Source organism: Corynebacterium sp. UMB0012 (genome assembly GCF_030216265.1).
In the GTDB taxonomy this organism is placed as follows: domain Bacteria; phylum Actinomycetota; class Actinomycetes; order Mycobacteriales; family Mycobacteriaceae; genus Corynebacterium.
In genome coordinates this window covers 25,389-42,490 of sequence record NZ_JASOKQ010000003.1, presented here as the reverse complement: position 1 = coordinate 42,490, position 17,102 = coordinate 25,389, and the positions used below count along the sequence as shown (strand labels likewise).

The 17,102-nt window shown below is 59.8% G+C and carries 16 protein-coding genes; 8 read left to right on the top strand and 8 right to left on the bottom strand.

The genetic code is table 11. From position 1 onward, the window contains the following. From QP324_RS02240 to amaP, 4 genes are read left to right on the top strand one after another with little or no spacing between them, the layout of a single operon-like run. The gene (locus QP324_RS02240) at positions 1-195 is read left to right on the top strand and encodes a hypothetical protein (protein WP_005322852.1); all 195 of its coding nucleotides are present in this window, start codon (positions 1-3) and stop codon (positions 193-195) included. Next, complete coding sequence (locus QP324_RS02235) at positions 195-1,160, top strand: lysophospholipase (protein ID WP_225745981.1); 966 nt, start codon at positions 195-197, stop codon at positions 1,158-1,160. The genes QP324_RS02240 and QP324_RS02235 overlap by 1 nt, the downstream gene beginning before the upstream one ends. Beyond that, entirely contained in the window at positions 1,153-1,719 is a 567-nt protein-coding gene (locus tag QP324_RS02230; RefSeq protein ID WP_005327992.1) for a DUF6286 domain-containing protein, read from the top strand. Before QP324_RS02235 ends, QP324_RS02230 begins: the two co-directional genes overlap by 8 nt. Beyond that, positions 1,712-2,287 carry an alkaline shock response membrane anchor protein AmaP gene (gene amaP, locus QP324_RS02225; RefSeq protein ID WP_239278129.1) on the top strand — a complete coding sequence of 192 codons (576 nt, stop codon included), beginning with the start codon at positions 1,712-1,714 and terminating at the stop codon, positions 2,285-2,287. The genes QP324_RS02230 and amaP overlap by 8 nt, the downstream gene beginning before the upstream one ends. Here amaP and QP324_RS02220 read toward each other — a convergent pair. Beyond that, the gene (locus QP324_RS02220; protein ID WP_239278130.1) at positions 2,276-2,974 is read right to left on the bottom strand and encodes a hypothetical protein; all 699 of its coding nucleotides are present in this window, start codon (positions 2,972-2,974) and stop codon (positions 2,276-2,278) included. The two genes, amaP and QP324_RS02220, sit on opposite strands and share 12 nt — an antisense overlap. 332 nt (positions 2,975-3,306) lie before the next feature. Here QP324_RS02220 and QP324_RS02215 point away from each other — a divergent pair, with 332 nt between their 5' ends. The 4 genes from QP324_RS02215 (at position 3,307) to QP324_RS02200 (ending at position 8,990) form a co-directional block, all read left to right on the top strand. Further along, a complete protein-coding gene (locus tag QP324_RS02215) occupies positions 3,307-4,290 on the top strand; it encodes an ABC transporter permease (protein WP_239278131.1) in 984 nt (327 codons plus the stop codon). Then, complete coding sequence (locus QP324_RS02210) at positions 4,291-5,283, top strand: ABC transporter permease (RefSeq protein ID WP_005322860.1); 993 nt, start codon at positions 4,291-4,293, stop codon at positions 5,281-5,283. Further along, positions 5,280-7,184, top strand: a complete 1,905-nt coding sequence (locus QP324_RS02205) for an ABC transporter ATP-binding protein (RefSeq protein ID WP_284814256.1) — start codon at positions 5,280-5,282, stop codon at positions 7,182-7,184. Before QP324_RS02210 ends, QP324_RS02205 begins: the two co-directional genes overlap by 4 nt. A 111-nt stretch (positions 7,185-7,295) precedes the next feature. Further along, the gene (locus QP324_RS02200; protein ID WP_049383577.1) at positions 7,296-8,990 is read left to right on the top strand and encodes an ABC transporter family substrate-binding protein; all 1,695 of its coding nucleotides are present in this window, start codon (positions 7,296-7,298) and stop codon (positions 8,988-8,990) included. 226 nt (positions 8,991-9,216) lie between these two features. Here QP324_RS02200 and tuf read toward each other — a convergent pair whose 3' ends face one another. The 7 genes from tuf to QP324_RS02165 all read right to left on the bottom strand — a co-directional run bounded on the left by tuf (position 9,217) and on the right by QP324_RS02165 (position 17,099). Beyond that, positions 9,217-10,407, bottom strand: a complete 1,191-nt coding sequence (tuf, locus tag QP324_RS02195; protein ID WP_049383576.1) for an elongation factor Tu — start codon at positions 10,405-10,407, stop codon at positions 9,217-9,219. Between the two features lie 393 nt (positions 10,408-10,800). Beyond that, on the bottom strand, positions 10,801-12,930 hold the full coding sequence (gene fusA, locus QP324_RS02190; protein WP_284814254.1) for an elongation factor G: 2,130 nt from the start codon (positions 12,928-12,930) through the stop codon (positions 10,801-10,803). A 323-nt stretch (positions 12,931-13,253) separates the two neighbouring features. Continuing rightward, positions 13,254-13,721: a 30S ribosomal protein S7 gene (rpsG, locus tag QP324_RS02185; protein WP_005322865.1), complete on the bottom strand. Its 468-nt coding sequence runs from the start codon at positions 13,719-13,721 to the stop codon at positions 13,254-13,256. A gap of 6 nt (positions 13,722-13,727) precedes the next feature. Further along, on the bottom strand, positions 13,728-14,099 hold the full coding sequence (gene rpsL, locus QP324_RS02180; protein WP_238800416.1) for a 30S ribosomal protein S12: 372 nt from the start codon (positions 14,097-14,099) through the stop codon (positions 13,728-13,730). Between the two features lie 231 nt (positions 14,100-14,330). Continuing rightward, entirely contained in the window at positions 14,331-14,882 is a 552-nt protein-coding gene (locus QP324_RS02175; RefSeq protein ID WP_284814252.1) for a hypothetical protein, read from the bottom strand. Positions 14,883-14,908: 26 nt separating this feature from the next. Beyond that, entirely contained in the window at positions 14,909-15,679 is a 771-nt protein-coding gene (locus QP324_RS02170) for an energy-coupling factor transporter transmembrane protein EcfT (RefSeq protein WP_284814250.1), read from the bottom strand. Further along, complete coding sequence (locus tag QP324_RS02165; RefSeq protein WP_284814248.1) at positions 15,672-17,099, bottom strand: ABC transporter ATP-binding protein; 1,428 nt, start codon at positions 17,097-17,099, stop codon at positions 15,672-15,674. The genes QP324_RS02170 and QP324_RS02165 overlap by 8 nt, the downstream gene beginning before the upstream one ends. Between the last annotated feature and the right edge of the window lie 3 nt (positions 17,100-17,102).

The window sequence follows — 17,102 nt, the reverse complement described above, 5'->3', positions numbered from 1 at the left end:
ATGAAGAATTACACCACTTTGGGCATCATTTCCGGCCTTATTCTTGCCTTCTTTTTGTACCTAGGCTGGGGTCCTACTTTGCTCGCGGTACTTCTTGCCGCAATCGGCGGCATTGTGGGTGCACACTTTGATGGCCGTATTGATCTCACTTCTGTGTGGAATGGCCTCATTGGTAAGGAGAAAGGCCAAGGTTAATGACAGATAGTTCCACTCAGGGCCACACGCGTATCTCGCTGCGGACCATGGAACACATCGTTACCGCCGCGATTGCTAGCGTGCCCGGCACCAAGGCTATAGAGGCCAAGCTAGCGGGCATCGGCGGCCGCGGTTTTCCACGGGTCTCGGTCCAAATGGACCCAGAGCGCGAGGTAGCAGCCGTCAACGCCACCATTGGCGTGGTGTGGCCTTCGCCGGTCACCACGGTGGCGGAACATACTCGTGCCGCCATCTCGGAAGCCATCGCGGCGCACACCGGTTATTCCACCACGCGCGTCAACGTCACCGTCGGCGGTTCCGTTCCGGGCAATCGAGTAACTGCCGCAGAGGTGGAACAGCGCCAAGTCGCTGCTGCCGTCGCGCCCCACATCACGCCCTCGCCGGTATGGCAGCCGGTCACTGCGGAGTCGGTGAATGTACGCAGCATTGCCACACCGCAGGAGGCACCGGTGCGCACCATCGCTGCGCCGGCCGCCGGCGTCGCAGTGCAGTCCGTGAACACCCCGCGCGAGGCCGAGGTACGCAACATTTCTGCTGACCTCCCAGACCACGAGCTGCGTGAGATTTCGTCCCCAAGCGACCACTCGATGCGGCCGATTAGGGAACCCAAGCCGGTTCGCGTGCGCAGCGTGACTGCACCTCGCCCAGCCAGGTTGCTCCCTAGTGGGCAGGTTCGTCCGCTGGCACGGAAGGTTCAGGTAGCAGCCCCTCGGCCGCAGCCGCTGCGCGAGATCGAGATTCGCCACGAATGGACTCCGCACCGCGTCGAGGCCCCCAAGTCTGCCCCTGCGCGCACGGTAAAGGCCCCGCGGCCACAACCGCTCAAACGCATTGAGGTCACGCCGGCAAATCCTCGGCCGGTGCACGTCGATGCGCCGCGACCCGAGCCGTTGCGCGCCATTTCCATTAACCCGTACCGCCCACAAGGAGGCAATAATGGCTGATCAGCACATGCCTGAACACTTTGGGCAGCAGCCGAAGGCGTCTCCGGCGGCGCGTACTTGGGCCGTGATCCTTGGACTCCTGCTGCTCGCCGCGGGCGTCGTCGGTGTGCGCGAGACGTGGCTGGTGGGGTCCGGTTCTGACGCGCAGTCCTGGGTACAGCCGGTGCTTAATCTCATTGCTACTGAAGAGCTGCAGACCTGGATGATCTGGGCCGGCGTCGCCTCCATCGTCGTAGGCCTAATTTTCCTCTTCGCGGCAGTGAAGACGCGCCGCACCACGCACATGCAACTTGCCTCCGATACCGCCTCCATGTGGATGCGGCCGGTGGATATCGCCCGCCTCTCTTCGGCCACTGCTCGCCGTGTTCCGGGAGTGGCCTCGGCGCAGACCTCCGCGGATAGCAAGACGGCCAAGGTCACCGTCAATGGCGATACGGACGATGCGGAGCTGCAGGGCCGGGTGGAGACGGCAGTAACGCGCTGCCTGGCCCACCTCAAGAATCCACCGCAGGTCACCGTGGCTGTAGAGAAGATTCCGGAGTTGGATAACAATGTCTAGAAAACTTGCTACCTTTGACCGCATCCTGCTGGGCCTGCTGGGAATCATCCTCATTGCTTTGGGCGTGTGGCCCATCTTGATCCACTTCAACGTGGAGTTTGCCAAGTACTTAGCCCTGTGGGTGGACCACGATACGTGGAAGAGCTTGGCGGACAATGACTGGTGGGTGTGGGCGCTGGCCGGTGGCTCCGCACTGCTACTTATTCTGGGACTGTGGATTGTGGTGGCTAACCTGCGCCACCGCCGTTTCAACAATGTGGAGTCCGCTTCTTCCAATGACAAGGGCTCTATCACGACCTCGATGAACGCTATCGCCGGCGCCGTGGCCCAGGATTTGGATGGAGTCAAGGGCGTAGACCACGTAGAGCGCCTTGTGGCTTATGATCGCGCGCGGCCCACGCTGCAGTACACAGTGACGGCAAATCCAGACACTCCGGTGGAGCGCCTTACTGGCGCCGTTGAAACCAATGAGCGCGATTTTCGGGCAGCGTTTCCCGACGCCGATTTGGACACCATTTACAAGCTGCAGTTCACCAAGGTAGGTCCGATGAAGGACCTATCCGAATAACGGGTTAGGAGTCTCCGCCACCAAGATTTCCTGAACGGTCCCAAGGCGGGCCGACTCGCCGCCCCCGAGGATCATTTCCAGTTCCTCACCGGGGCGGCATTTTTCTATGCGCTGCCACGAGTAGTCCTGGCGAGTTACGCGGCGGTTTTCCTTAGCAAATAGGTGCAGCCCATGATCAAGCACACCGATGGCCGCTGCGAAGCGAAGAATGAACACGAAATCACCCAAATCCTGCCGCTTGAGGCCATTAAGGTCTGGACACTCAGCACTCAACCGCATGAGACTTGAGACCACGCCAAAGCGGTGCTCAAAGCCCTCGGTATCCCGGATGGTAAATGGGCGGCCAGGGCCCGTGGGGCGAATGGACTCATAGGCCCACACCACAGGCTGGGTATCGGGGCGGCGCACGATGATGTGGGTGGGGGTGGCGGTGATGCGGTAGGTGGGGACGTCGGCAAGCACGAGCCATTCCCCTTCCACAATGCGGCCGCCCTCCAAGGGAAGCAAGGGCGGGTGCACGCCCGCCTGGCGCTCCAATTCCGCAACGAGTTCGGCGTCGGTGGTGCCCCATCCAATGCCTTGATTAGCCAGCATGGCAAAGAAAGTGGGAAGGCTGAGGTCGGGCTGACCCTCCCAGGCGCGGCGGAGGGACTCAAGCGTGGGATCGATGCGGGTGGGGTCATCCATATCCGCCAAGATTACCCAGCACCGGCGCCGGTCCGGCAGCCGGGGCCGAGAGGAGAATTTTCACCCCCGAGGTAATTTCATTCAATTAAATAAATACTATAAGTGTTCAACAATCTCGAGCCGCGTATTTCCTGCTCAAGGTGTATTTATTGAAGGTTTTCCCACCTTAGCCGCGTTCAGTAATACCTGTCATTTTATTGGGGATTTATGTCACGGGGCTAATGTGATTGTGCTCCGCGTAACAGGTTATTAGATTAGTCACATACAACGTTTTGCTCGTTGGATACACCTTTGCACCCCGTTTCCTGCTTAACCGCGCACGGAGAATCTCTATGACTAAATATCTGATCAAAAAGACCTTGGGCTGGTTACTCATGATCTTTTTGGCTACCAACCTCGCCTATCTCTTGGCGGCCAGCTTCCTGGACCCACGGTCCAACTACACCGGCCGCCGACCACCGCTTTCACCGGAGGAAATCAATAGCCTCCTCGAGCCCTATAACCTCAGCCCCGATACCCCACTTGTGCAACGCTGGTGGACCTGGCTGACCAATATCCTCACCTCTTGGGACTGGGGCCAATCCCCGGTGGGCGAGGTGGTGAATTCAGAAATTAGCTACCGCATCTGGGTTTCCGCGCAGCTGCTCTTACTCTCCACCATTTTGTCCATTCTCATCGGCGTGGCCGTGGGCGTTTACACCGCTTCGCGCCAGTACAAGACCGGCGACCGCATCTGGCAGGGCATTTCCATCATCGCGATGAATACCCACGTGGTCGTGGCGTCCATCGCCGTGGTGTGGGGCGCGCTGAAGATTAACGAGCTCAGCGGCAAGAAGATTTTCTATGTCGTCGGCTCTCATTCGCTAGACGTGGAAGGCTTCTTTCCCAAGCTGGTGGACTCCGCACAGCACTTGATTCTTCCCACCATTTCACTGGTCTTCATTAGCTACGCCAGCTATCACATGACCCAGCGCACCTTGCTGCTGGATAACTTGGATGCGGACTATGTGCGCACCGCCCGCGCTAAGGGCTTGACCCGCCAACAGGCGATTCGCAAGCACGCACTGCGCACCTCCATCATCCCCGTGGCAACCTCGGTGGCCTTTTCCATCCCCGGCATCTTCACCGGTGCGGTGATGACCGAGCGCATCTTTGGCTGGAACGGCATGGGCCAGTACTTCATCGAGACCATTAGCAAGAACGACGTCAACGGTGCAGCCGCTGTCGCTGCCTTTGGCGCTGCCATGACGGCCATCTCCGCGGTATTGGCGGACCTGGTTGTCGTCGCGCTTGATCCACGAGTGAGGGTGAGTTAAATGACCCCATCTAAAGACCGCAACTATTTCAAGCAGGAACCGCGCGGGGAAATCACCGCACACAGCGAGGTCACTTCGGGAGACCCCTTCTCCCCCGCCGAGGCCGAGCAGGTAGCCACCCTGGAGCAGATGCCCCGTGGCACCTCGCGCTACAAGCTGTACCTGCGCCGCTTCTTCCGCAATAAGCTGGCCACCTTGGGTCTTATCATCTTGGCTTTCTTGGTCCTTGCGGCGCTTTTTGGCGGCTTCTTTGCCAAGTGGGACTACACCGAGCCGGACTTCCTTGCACTGTCGGAGCCGCCGAGCCCCGAGCACTGGTTTGGCACGAATGACACCGGCAATGACCTCTATGCCCAGACCATTCACGGCTTGGGGAGGTCACTGACCATCGCCATCGTGGTATCACTGGCCACCTTGGTCATCTCCGCGTTCATCGGATCCGCTGCAGCCTTGTGGGGAGGCATCGCCGAAAAGGCGGTGCTGGCGGTCATTCACTTCCTGCTGTCCATCCCTACCTTCCTGCTCATCGCACTGGTGGTGGCGGATTCCGGCGGCGACTGGAAGCTGCTCATCGTCGTACTCATCCTCTTTGGCTGGATGTACCAGGCCCGCGTGATTTGGTCGCTAGCGCTTACGGTGCGCGAGCAAGACTACGTCCGCGCGGCGAGCTACATGGGCGTGTCCAAGCTGCGCACCATCGTGCGCCACGTCATTCCCAATATTGGTTCGCTACTCATCATCCAGTTTGTCTTCGGCGTGGTGGGCACCGTGGGCTCAGAGACGGCCCTGTCCTTCCTGGGGTTGGGCGTCAAGCTTCCCGACGTCTCCCTCGGCACCCTCCTGCAGGGCGGCACCGCCGCCGTGCAATCCTCCCCATGGCTGTTCTACTTCCCTGCCGCAACCCTGACCTTGCTCACCGTGTCCATGGCTTTCATTGGCGATGGCCTGCGCGATGCACTCGACCCCAACTCGAATTCCGGAGGTAAAGCATGACCTCGCCCGTCTTATCCGTCAAAGACCTGCGCGTTAACTTCCCGTCCGAAGCCGGATCCGTCTCCGCGGTCCGTGGCGTGGATTTTGATCTCTACCCTGGCCGCACGCTCGGTATCGTGGGTGAATCCGGTTCCGGCAAATCCGTGACTTCCATGTCCATCATGGGGCTCCTGCCGGACTACGCGAAGATCACCGGGTCCGTAAAGTTCGACGGCCGCGAGCTACTCGGCCTCAGCGATAAGCAAATGTCCGAGATCCGTGGCAACGGCATTGGCATGATCTTCCAAGATCCGCTCTCCGCCCTCACCCCGGTCTTCGATATTGGATCGCAGTTGGTGGAGGCAATCCAGGCCCATAGGGACGTCGGCAAGAAGCAGGCCCTCAAAGAGGCCACGGAGTTGCTCGACCTCGTGGGCATCCCCGATCCGCACCTGCGCCTGAAGTCCTTCCCGCACGAGTTCTCGGGCGGCATGCGCCAGCGCGTGGTCATTGCCATCGCAATTGCCAATAATCCGCGCGTGCTCATCGCCGATGAGCCCACGACCGCACTGGATGTAACCATTCAGGCGCAGATTCTGGACGTCATTAAACTCGCTCAGCGCGAAACCGGCGCCGCCACCATCATGATTACCCACGACATGGGTGTGGTGGCAGAAACGGCCGATGATGTCATGGTCATGTACGCCGGCCGCCCCGTGGAGCGCGGCGATGTGGATACCATCTTCTCCCAGCCCCGCATGCCCTATACCGTAGGCCTGCTCGGCTCTACGCCGCGCCCAGATGTATCGGCCGAAGAACCGCTCACACCTATCGTGGGCAGCCCGCCGGTGCTGGTGGACCTCAAGCAGCGCTGCCAGTTTGCCCCGCGCTGCCCTGTGGCGCAGCCCGCCTGCTCCGACGGCGAGCCGCCGCTTATCGCGCTTGACGACGCCCCCTCGCACCAGAGTGCCTGCCTGCGCGCGCCCGACATCCACGACCGCAAAATCGGCGGCGAGCTCATGTTCACACCACCGCAGCTCGCGGAGGATGTCATGGCCGGCATCCCCCGCGACGAGCGTCCCACTACCTTGGAGGTCACGGACCTGCGCAAGGAATTCCCACTTACCAAGGGCGCGCTGGTCAAGCGCCGCGTGGGCACGGTCAAGGCAGTGGACGGCCTCACCTTTGATATTCGCAAGGGCGAATGCATGGCCATCGTAGGCGAGTCTGGCTGCGGTAAGACCACCACCCTGCTAGAAATCATGGATTTAAAGCCCGAGAACGGCGCAGTCGTGCTCAACGGGAAGGACGCGGCCGGGATGAGCAACTCCGAGCGCCGCGAGGCCCGCAAGGACATCCAAATTGTCTTCCAAGACCCGATGAGCTCCCTCAACCCGCGCCTGACCGTGCGCGAGGTCATCGCCGAACCGCTCAACTCCCTAGGCTACGACGGCGACGTGGACGCCCGCGTGAACGAGCTCATGGGACTTGTCGGCTTGGACTCCTCCCAGCTGGATCGCTTCCCCAGCCACTTTTCCGGCGGCCAACGCCAGCGCATCGGCCTCGCCCGCGCGCTGGCCACGAACCCTTCGGTTTTGGTCTTGGATGAGCCCGTCTCCGCGCTCGACGTCTCCATCCAGGCCGGCGTCATCAACCTGCTCGAGGATCTCAAACGAAAGCTGGGCCTATCCTACCTTTTCGTCGCCCATGACCTGTCCGTGGTGCGCCACCTTTCAGACAGGGTGGCCGTCATGTACAAGGGTCAGTTTGTGGAGTCCGGTCCGACCGATGACATTTTTGAAAACCCTCAAGCGGACTACACCAAGAAGCTCCTGGATGCCATTCCGATTCCGGATCCGGAGGCTGCCCGCAGGCGACGCAACCCCGGTCCGGCACAAGCCTCACCAATTTCCCAAAAGTGACCCGCTACACAGCGTGCGTTATATATAGTAAACCTCACACCTGAAGTGCTGCGGCAGCTTACCCCGCTACCGCAACCTTCACTTTCCTCTCACTCAAGGAGACACCCCACCATGAAAAAGTTCACCCGCTTCCGGATTGCTACCGTAGCTACCCTCTCCGCCGCAGCCCTCGCCCTCACCGGCTGCGCCGCTAACTCGGACGGCGACTCCTCCAAGGCAGTCGGCGGCCTCGACATCGAGGTTAATCCGGCTGGCGACTACAACGAAAAGTCCCGCGACGAGCTCAAGGACGACGGCGAGCTCACCCTCGCTCTCGATGAACTCACCGAGCAACAAAACATGTTCCACGCCAACATGACCACCGATACCCGCTCGGTCTGGGGCTGGTACAACCCACAGCTGGCGCTATACGACGGCGAGGGAAACTACACCCCAAACCCCGACTACATCGATGATGTCAAGGAAGATAAGAAGGGCGAGAACACCGTCGTCACCTTCAAGGTCAACAAGGATGCCACCTTCAACGATGGCACGCCTATTGACTGGAAGGCCTTTGACAATACCTGGCGCTTCAACAACGGCAAGGATGAAGACGTCCAAGTAAACGCCACCGATGGCTTCGAGCGCATTACCTCCGTAGAAAAGGGCGATACCGACAAGGACGTCGTTGTCACTTTCGACGGCCCCTACCCATGGTGGCAGGGCCTCTTCAACGAGCTTCTCCACCCCGCCATCGACAGCCCAGAAAAATTCGACAAGGCATATCTGGGCAAGCTGAACCCGCAGTACGGCGCCGGCCCATTCAAGGTAGAAAACGTAGACTTCAAGGGCGGCACCCTCACCCTCGTGCCGAACGAAAAGTGGTGGGGTGATAAACCGAAGCTGAAGAAGGTCAGCTTCCGCGTCATGGAATCCCAGGCCACCATCAACGCCTTCCAAGCCGGCGAAATTGACGCCGCGGGTGTGGCCGATAAGAACAGCCTCACCATTGCCGGGGAGATGGGTGATGCCATCGACATCCGTGCCGCATTGCGTCCCGCCAACGTCATCTTCACCCTCAATTCCAAGGCACCACAGCTCAAGGACGAGGACGTACGACACGCTGTCTTCTCCGCCATCGACCGCGATCAACTGGCCGAAATCCGCTATAACGGCCTGGGCTACGAAGAGGAGATGCCGGGCTCCCTTACCCTCTACTCCACCCAGGAGGGCTATAAGGACAACATCAAGGACGTCATCGAGTTCGATCCTGAGCAGTCCAAGAAGCTGCTAGAGGACGCCGGCTACCAGCAGGGCGATGATGGTATCTACGCTAAGGACGGCGAGAAGCTCTCCCTGCGCTATATCCTCATCGGTGACGATGAAGTGTCGAAGTCCCTCGCCGCGGCGGTGCAAAAGATGCTCAAGGACGTCGGCGTTGACCTCAAGATTGAAGAGCGCCCTTCTTCCGAATTCTCCAAGGTTACCTCGGAGCGAGACTTCGACCTATTCCTTTCCGCGTTTGCCTCCTCTGACCCGTTCGGTGTGGCCTACTTTGGCCAGACCTACGCCAGCGATTCCACGCTGAACATGTCGAGCACCGGCACCAAGGAATTCGATAAGAAGATTGAGGAACTGCAGAACCTGCCAACCAAGGAAGAGCAGATTGACCGCGTCAATGAACTCGAATCTGAGGCCTTTGGTCACTACGGAATCCTCCCCTTTGCCAACGGCCCACAGATGGTCGGTGTGAAGAAGGGCCTAGCCAACTACGGAGCTAATGGCTTCGCCATCCTCCCCAAGGAAGACATCGGCTGGGAGAAGTAGCAGGCACTAGCAGGCCCAGTAGCACTCTACGCTAGAGCCTCCCGCGGCGTCCCGAACAGGCGATGCCGCGGGAGGCTTTCTTCTGCCCGCAAAAGTCCACGCATGCGGCAAAACTGCCTACGGCAGCTCTGCGCGTAGCTTCGGTGGCCAGAGATCAAAAAAATCCGCCCCACCCGAAGGTGGAGCGGACTCTTTAAAGCTCTACTGAGCGGTTACGGGGTATCGATTACTCGATAACCTTGGTAACGCGGCCAGCGCCGACGGTGCGGGAGCCCTCGCGGATAGCGAAGCGCAGGCCCTCGTCCATAGCGACCGGCTGGATGAGCTCAACGGACATCTCAACGTTGTCGCCAGGCATAACCATCTCGGTGCCCTCTGGCAGGTTAACAACACCGGTAACGTCAGTGGTACGGAAGTAGAACTGCGGACGGTAGTTGTTCATGAACGGGGTGTGGCGGCCGCCCTCTTCCTTCTTCAGGACGTAGACGGAACCCTCGAACTTGGTGTGCGGGGTGTAAGCGCCCGGCTTGATAACAACCTGGCCACGCTCAACGTCCTCACGCTTGGTACCACGCAGAAGCAGACCACAGTTGTCGCCAGCCTCGGTGTAGTCCATCATCTTGCGGAACATCTCGATACCGGTAACGGTGGTGGTCTGGGACTTCTCCTGGATACCGATGATCTCAACGTCCTCGTTGACGTTCAGACGGCCACGCTCAACACGGCCGGTAACAACGGTACCGCGGCCGGTAATGGTGAAGATGTCCTCGATAGGCATCAGGAACGGCTGGTCGGTAGCGCGCTGCGGATCCGGAATAGCGTTGTCGCAAGCTTCCATCAGGTCAACGACGGACTGTACCCACTTGTCGTCGCCCTCGAGAGCCTTCAGAGCGGAGATGTGAACGATAGGAGCTTCCTCATCGTAGTCCTGCTCTGCGAGCAGCTCACGGATCTCCATCTCAACGAGCTCGATGATTTCCTCATCATCAACCATGTCGCACTTGTTCAGTGCAACGAGGATGTAAGGAACGCCAACCTGGCGAGCAAGCAGAACGTGCTCGCGGGTCTGCGGCATCGGGCCATCGGTTGCAGCAACAACCAGGATAGCGCCGTCCATCTGAGCAGCGCCGGTAATCATGTTCTTGATGTAGTCGGCGTGGCCCGGAGCGTCAACGTGTGCGTAGTGGCGCTTCGGGGTGGAGTACTCAACGTGGGAGATGTTGATGGTAATACCGCGCTCCTTCTCCTCAGGAGCCTTGTCGATCATGTCGAACGCGAATGCCTCGTTCTCCTCAGGGTACTGGTCAGCCAGAACCTTGGTGATCGCTGCGGTGGTGGTGGTCTTGCCGTGGTCGACGTGTCCGATGGTGCCGATGTTCACATGCGGCTTCGTACGCTCGAACTTCTCCTTTGCCACTGTATGTCCTCCTGGACTATATGGTGGCTACGACCTTCGCAGCCACGTGGTTGACAGTTGTCATTGGCACCCGACCCACAGTATGTGGGGCAAAGCGCTAATGACGCTTTCTTTACGTGCCAGTTACACGATCCTAGATTTATGTCGCGGTTTTTTCAAACCGCCGTTATAGGAGGTAACCCCGCGAAAAATCGCGGCCATTTCCCTCGACAAGAATCTTTTTAAAAGGATCCTGGGAGGGTAACGGCCGGCTCAATTCACAACTTAGGAGCCTAAGCTGCAAACTCAGCCCGCCGCTACCCTGGCCCAGTTGTCCCGCCCCGCGGCGGGTCTGGCATCTACTGGCGAAGAGTACCAGCCCGACTAAACCGCGGAGGAGACGGGGGCTAATGCTTAGTTAGCGGCGCCGGTGCGCTCCTCGATGATCTCCTGTGCCACGGAGGAAGGAACCTCTGCGTAGGAATCGAAGACCATGGTGAAGTTTGCGCGGCCTGCGGTGGAAGAACGCAGGTCACCGATGTAACCGAACATCTCGGACAGCGGCACCTTAGCCTTAACGACCTTCGCACCGGAGCGGTCTTCCATTGCGAAGACCTGGCCACGGCGGGAGGAGATGTCACCGTTAACGGTACCCATGTACTCCTCAGGGGTAACAACCTCAACGGCCATCATCGGCTCGAGTAGAACCGGCTTGGCCTTGGCCATTGCTTCCTTGAAGACCTGGGAGCCGGCCAGCTTGAAGGCCATCTCGGAGGAGTCGACGTCGTGGTAAGCGCCGTCTTCCAGGGTGGCCTTGATGTTGACCATCGGGAAGCCTGCCAGGTAGCCGTACTGCATAGCGTCCTGGATACCAGCGTCAACGGAAGGAATGTATTCCTTCGGAACGCGGCCACCGGTAACGGCATTCTCGAATGCGTAGGTTGCGGACTCGCCCTCTTCCAGGGTCTCTGGGTCCGGGTTGTACGGCTCGATGGTGCAGATAACCTTTGCGAACTGGCCGGAACCACCGGTCTGCTTCTTGTGGGTGTACTCCATGGACTCAACCTTCTTGCGGATGGTCTCACGGTATGCAACCTGCGGGTTACCGATGTTTGCCTCGACCTTGAACTCGCGCTTCATGCGGTCAACCAGAACGTCGAGGTGGAGCTCGCCCATGCCGCCGATAACGGTCTGGCCGGTCTCTTCATCCAGTTCAACGGTGAAGGTTGGGTCCTCAGCAGCAAGCTTCTGAATTGCGTTACCCAGCTTCTCTTGGTCGGCCTTGGTCTTTGGCTCGATGGAAACCTTGATAACCGGATCCGGGAAGTCCATGGACTCGAGGATGATCTGGTCATCCTTGTCACACAGGGTGTCACCGGTGGTGGTCTCCTTCAGGCCAACAACTGCGTAGATGTTGCCAGCGTCTGCCTGCTCAACAGGGTTCTCCTTGTTGGCGTGCATCTGGAAGAGCTTACCGATGCGCTCCTTCTTGCCCTTGGTGGAGTTCATAACCTCGGTACCCGGGGTGACCTGGCCGGAGTACACGCGGATGAAGTTCAGCTGGCCGAAGAACGGGTGAGCTGCAATCTTGAAGGACAGTGCGGAGAAGGAAGACTCCACGGAAGGCTTACGGGTGAGCTGGTTGTCCTCGTTGCCGACCTCGTGGCCGATAACCTCGCCAACGTCCAGCGGGTTAGGCAGGAAGTCAACGACAGCGTCCAGCAGCGGCTGCACGCCCTTGTTGCGGTAAGCGGTACCGCAGTAAACCGGGTAAACCTCAGAGTTGATGGTGAGCTTGCGGATGCCGGCCTTGAGCTCGTCAATGGTCAGCTCCTCGCCGCCGAAGTACTTCTCCATGAGCTCTTCGTCGGACTCAGCAACGGTCTCAACCAGCTTCTCGCGGTACTCTGCAGCCTTGTCCTTGAGGTCCTCAGGGATCTCTTCGTAGGTAGGCTCAGCACCGGTCTCGACCTTGCCGCGCCAGGTGATGGCCTGCATGTTCAGCAGGTCAACGACGCCGTCGAAGTCATCCTCAGCGCCGATAGGCAGCTGCATAACCAACGGCTTAGCGCCCAGGCGGTCAACGATGGTGGAAACGGTGTAGTAGAAGTCTGCGCCCAGCTTGTCCATCTTGTTGACGAAGCAGATACGCGGAACGTCGTACTTAGCAGCCTGACGCCAGACCTGCTCGGACTGCGGCTCAACGCCTTCCTTACCGTCGAAGACTGCGACGGCGCCATCGAGAACACGGAGGGAACGCTCAACCTCAACGGTGAAGTCAACGTGACCCGGGGTGTCGATGATGTTGATCTGGTTGTTGTTCCAGAAGCAGGTCACGGCAGCGGAGGTAATGGTGATGCCGCGTTCCTTCTCCTGTGCCATCCAGTCAGTGGTGGAAGCACCGTCGTGGGTCTCGCCCACCTTACGGTTAATACCGGTGTAGAAGAGAATACGCTCGGTGGTGGTCGTCTTACCAGCATCAATGTGGGCCATGATGCCGATGTTGCGGACCTTGTTCAGGTCCTTAAGCACTTCTTGTGCCACGTTTATACCCCAACTTAATAGTCGTCGACGCCGTGACCAGGTTTCTGGCTATGACGCCTGCATGGATAAGGTCATGTATATTTTTGCCACTATTTGGCCGTCCTCGGAGCAGCCTGCCCCTAGACTTCCATCGCTTCAGTGTACTGGACACTCCACGATGCCGCTGGACTGGGCAGGGATGCCTCCCAGAAATCACACCCATTAGGGCAAAAAATGGCCCAAGCAAGCGATATGGAGTTTTGTGTTGCCGCGGCAGGAAAACTGCCGACAGCCAGCGCGAAACTTTTTTCTCGTTGCTTGGGCCATTGGTGTGGGTGCTGAAATTACCAGCGGTAGTGAGCGAAGGCGCGGTTGGCCTCTGCCATCTTGTGAGTATCCTCACGACGCTTAACGGAAGCGCCGAGGCCGTTGGAGGCATCCAGGATCTCGTTTGCGAGACGCTCAATCATGGAGTTCTCGCGACGCTGGCGGGTGAAGGTCACCATCCAGCGCAGTGCCAGGGTGTTAGCGCGGTCAGGGCGAACCTCAACCGGCACCTGGTAGGTAGCGCCACCGACACGGCGGGAGCGAACCTCGAGGTCTGGGCGGATGTTGCCCAGTGCCTTCTCCAGGGTGCCAACCGGATCGGTACCGGTCTTCTCGCGGCAAGCCTCGAGAGCGCCGTAGACGATGCGCTCTGCGGTGGACTTCTTGCCGTCCTGGAGGATCTTGTTGACGAGCATGGTGACCTGCTCGGAGTTGTATACCGGGTCCTTGACTACAGGACGCTTCGGAGCAGCATTCTTACGCATTGTTTATTACTGTCCCTTCTTTGCGCCGTAACGGGAACGTGCCTGCTTACGGTCCTTGACACCCTGGGTATCCAGAGCGCCGCGGATGATCTTGTAACGAACACCAGGAAGGTCCTTCACACGGCCGCCGCGAACGAGGACCATGGAGTGCTCCTGCAGGTTGTGGCCCTCGCCCGGAATGTAGGCGGAAACCTCAATACCGGTGGTCAGGCGAACACGAGCAACCTTACGCAGTGCGGAGTTCGGCTTCTTAGGAGTGGTGGTGTACACGCGGGTGCACACACCGCGACGCTGCGGGGAACCCTTCAGCGCAGCGGTAGACACCTCAGAACGCTTGCTGTGGCGGCCCTTGCGGACCAGCTGCTGAATAGTTGGCATTTAACAGTCTTTCTGTCGAATCGCACCACTACCAAGGAAAAGAACCAAACATGCAAAAATGGGCGCTCTTTCCCGGGGCGCTGCCGCATGTCCAGAACTCTTTCCAAGGCCGGTGCCTTGTAAAGGATCAGACTCTTCACCGCGCGCCAAGACGGCACGCATAGTGAACTGAGGTTTAGAGTAGCAAACCGATCACGCTTTATACAAAACGCGATCGGCGCCTTCCTCCTGCTAGGACCATTCCCAGACCAGGTCCGCCTCGGCGGCCTTCGTGGCAAAGTAGTCCCTTTCCTGTGCTTCCCAGGTCTCAAACCACTGCTCGTAGGCGGGCTCGCGGGCGATGGCGCGTTCGCGGCGTTGGTCCCGGGGGCCGTCGATAAGCACGCTTACTACCGCGCCCCTCTCCTTGGCCGCGGCAATATTGGCGGCAGTTACCGAGCCCACGCCCTCCACGATGAGGTCATCGCGCACATCCAAGCTGGCCCAGTCCCCTGGGGCGCCTGCTTCCCAATCCCAGCGCCAGTAGCCGGGGTTCATGGTGCGCAATACTTGCTCGGCCACCATATCCGAGCCCTTATCCAGGCCATGCCAGCCGGGGTAAAACTCATCGAGGTGCACTACCCGCCAATTGGTGCGCTCGGCCAGTGCGGCGGAGGTCCAGGTTTTGCCGGCGCCCGAGGGGCCGTCGATAAGCACGGTCACTGGTTTGAAGGCACGCTTTCTAGCTGCCGCCAGCGTGACAATATCCTCTAAAAGGCGCTCTAGTTGGCTATCAAAGTCCATGGTCGCTCAATCACTGCTTTCGCGGTTTATAGGCCGAAGAATCTCCAGGCCCCAGTGAGTACCGAAACTACCACCGGTACGAAAGCGAAGACAGTACCTAGGGCCATAATCCACCCATCACGGGCATGCAGACGCGACTCGCGCGCCCATGTCCTTGCCCCTCCTCCAGGCGGGGTGCGCCCAAATCCGCGCGCCTCCATTGCCGTGGCCAACTTGCCACCGCGGCGCAGCGCGATGACCAATAGACCAAAAGACATGGTGAGCAGATGCTTCAGCTTGCCGACGTCCGTCAGTCCCCTCGCCCTGCGCGCCATCCCCAACGACTGCCAGTCGGACTGGAAGAGCGTCATCATACGCACGCCGGCGACCGCACCAATAACAAAGCGCGAGGGCAGCTTGAGGATCTGCGAGAGGGCATCGCCCAATTCGGTCGGATCAATATCACGGGCTAGGACCACCATGGGTAGCGCCACGGCAAAAACGCGCAGCGTAATGGCGATCGCCAGACTAAGGGAATTCTCGGTGACCTGCACCAGCCACCAACTGAAATACTCCTTGCCACCTGGCTCGCCGTACAACAGCATGGAAATACCGGAAATCGGCGCTATGAGAAAAAGGAACCAACCGCCCTTTAGTAGCTGCCCCCATGACACCCCGCACAGCGGCGCGAGGATCAGGGTAAGCGCCAGCGACACCGCAGCCGAAACCCAGTCAATGGAGGCCAATAGTGGGGTAACCCAGATAAACATCAAAAAGATGCGACTAAGCGGGTTAGCCCCGCGCAAAAGATTAGGCACCGTGAACCTCCACTCGGTGATCCCCCAAGGCCTGGATAAATAGCGGGTCATGGGTAATAGAGGCGATGGTGGTGCCATCATCTGCCAGTTGCCGCAGCAAGTGCACCAGCTCCACGAAGGTCTGGGGGTCTTGCCCAAAGGTGGGCTCATCCAACAGCAACACCGACGGCGCGGTCACTAAGGCAGTGGCCACCGACAGGCGTCGTTTCTCGCCGCCCGAGAGCGTAAACGGGTTGGCCTCCAAGAGATGCTCCAGCCGCAGTGATTCCACCAGCTGCGCGATCCTCTCCTCCGGCGGGTCGACGCGCATCACCTTGGGCGCAACCCGCAGCTCCTCGGCCACCGTGCGGGCGACGAATTGGTGCTCCGGGTTCTGGAAGACAAAGCCAATGCGGTCCGCCAGCTCGCGCGATTTCCAGCGCAGCGGCGACCCCTTGACCCCGCGACGCACGAAATCGGCGACCCCAATCTCACCTGATTCAGCCGGCAACAACCCAGCCATGGTCATCAACCAGGTGGACTTACCCGCGCCATTCGGCCCGGTAATGACCGTGGAGGCTCCCGCCGGCAGCGCAATCGTGCGGGGCGGACCATAGCGCGTGACGAGGTCGGTGCTCCACAGTGCGGCTTCGCGCTGCGCAAGCTCGGCCTCGCCAAGGCGGCGCGCCTGCGGCAGGCCAGAGACCTGGCGGCGCTGAGCCACCTCCGTGAAGGAAGTATCGGCCACGATGCGCCCGCGGTCCAGCTCCACTGCGCGGTCGAGTACGCCGTCCCACGCCGCGTGCTGGTGCTCTACCACCACGAGCGTCGCGCTGGTTTCTTCCACCAGCCTAGCCACGGCGCACACCACATCGCGTGCGCCGGCGGGGTCAAGGTTGGCCGTGGGTTCATCGAGAAGCACCACGCCCGCCCCCATAGCGATGACGCCGGCGAGCGCCAAGCGCTGCTTCTGCCCACCGGAGAGCCGCTCGGTGGGAAAATCCAGATCCACGAATGGACCCACCAGTTCCTTGGCTGCGGCCACACGGCGCCAGATTTCCTCGCGCGGATACGCCAGGTTCTCGCAGCCGAAAGCAATGTCATCGCCAACGCGCGCGGAGATCACCTGCGAATCCGGATCCTGAAGCACCAGCCCCACTGGGATGGTACGTCCGGGCTCCTCCACCATGCCGGTGGAATCTTCTAAGAGAATTTCACCAGTGCGGGTTCCTTCCTCATCGGAACCCAGCACTCCGGCCATCGCCGCAAGGAAGGTAGACTTTCCCGATCCAGAGTCGCCGCATAAAAGCACGCGTTCTCCCGGCTCGATGATCAGGTCAATATCGGATAGCGCCGGTTCGCTGCGTCCGGCATGAGTCCAGCCGAATCCTCGGGCTGTTATCTTGGTGGCGTTTCCCGCCAATGATGCACAATCAGACACGGA

Excerpts from the sequence above, each read along its gene's own strand:
- QP324_RS02240 (WP_005322852.1), top strand. The coding sequence starts at position 1 with ATGAAGAATTACACCACTTTGGGCATCATTTCCGGCCTTATTCTTGCC.
- QP324_RS02235 (WP_225745981.1), top strand. The coding sequence starts at position 195 with ATGACAGATAGTTCCACTCAGGGCCACACGCGTATCTCGCTGCGGACC.
- QP324_RS02230 (WP_005327992.1), top strand. The coding sequence starts at position 1,153 with ATGGCTGATCAGCACATGCCTGAACACTTTGGGCAGCAGCCGAAGGCG.
- amaP (WP_239278129.1), top strand. The coding sequence starts at position 1,712 with ATGTCTAGAAAACTTGCTACCTTTGACCGCATCCTGCTGGGCCTGCTG.
- QP324_RS02220 (WP_239278130.1), bottom strand. The coding sequence starts at position 2,974 with ATGGATGACCCCACCCGCATCGATCCCACGCTTGAGTCCCTCCGCCGC.
- QP324_RS02215 (WP_239278131.1), top strand. The coding sequence starts at position 3,307 with ATGACTAAATATCTGATCAAAAAGACCTTGGGCTGGTTACTCATGATC.
- QP324_RS02210 (WP_005322860.1), top strand. The coding sequence starts at position 4,291 with ATGACCCCATCTAAAGACCGCAACTATTTCAAGCAGGAACCGCGCGGG.
- QP324_RS02205 (WP_284814256.1), top strand. The coding sequence starts at position 5,280 with ATGACCTCGCCCGTCTTATCCGTCAAAGACCTGCGCGTTAACTTCCCG.
- QP324_RS02200 (WP_049383577.1), top strand. The coding sequence starts at position 7,296 with ATGAAAAAGTTCACCCGCTTCCGGATTGCTACCGTAGCTACCCTCTCC.
- rpsG (WP_005322865.1), bottom strand. The coding sequence starts at position 13,721 with ATGCGTAAGAATGCTGCTCCGAAGCGTCCTGTAGTCAAGGACCCGGTA.
- rpsL (WP_238800416.1), bottom strand. The coding sequence starts at position 14,099 with ATGCCAACTATTCAGCAGCTGGTCCGCAAGGGCCGCCACAGCAAGCGT.
- QP324_RS02175 (WP_284814252.1), bottom strand. The coding sequence starts at position 14,882 with ATGGACTTTGATAGCCAACTAGAGCGCCTTTTAGAGGATATTGTCACG.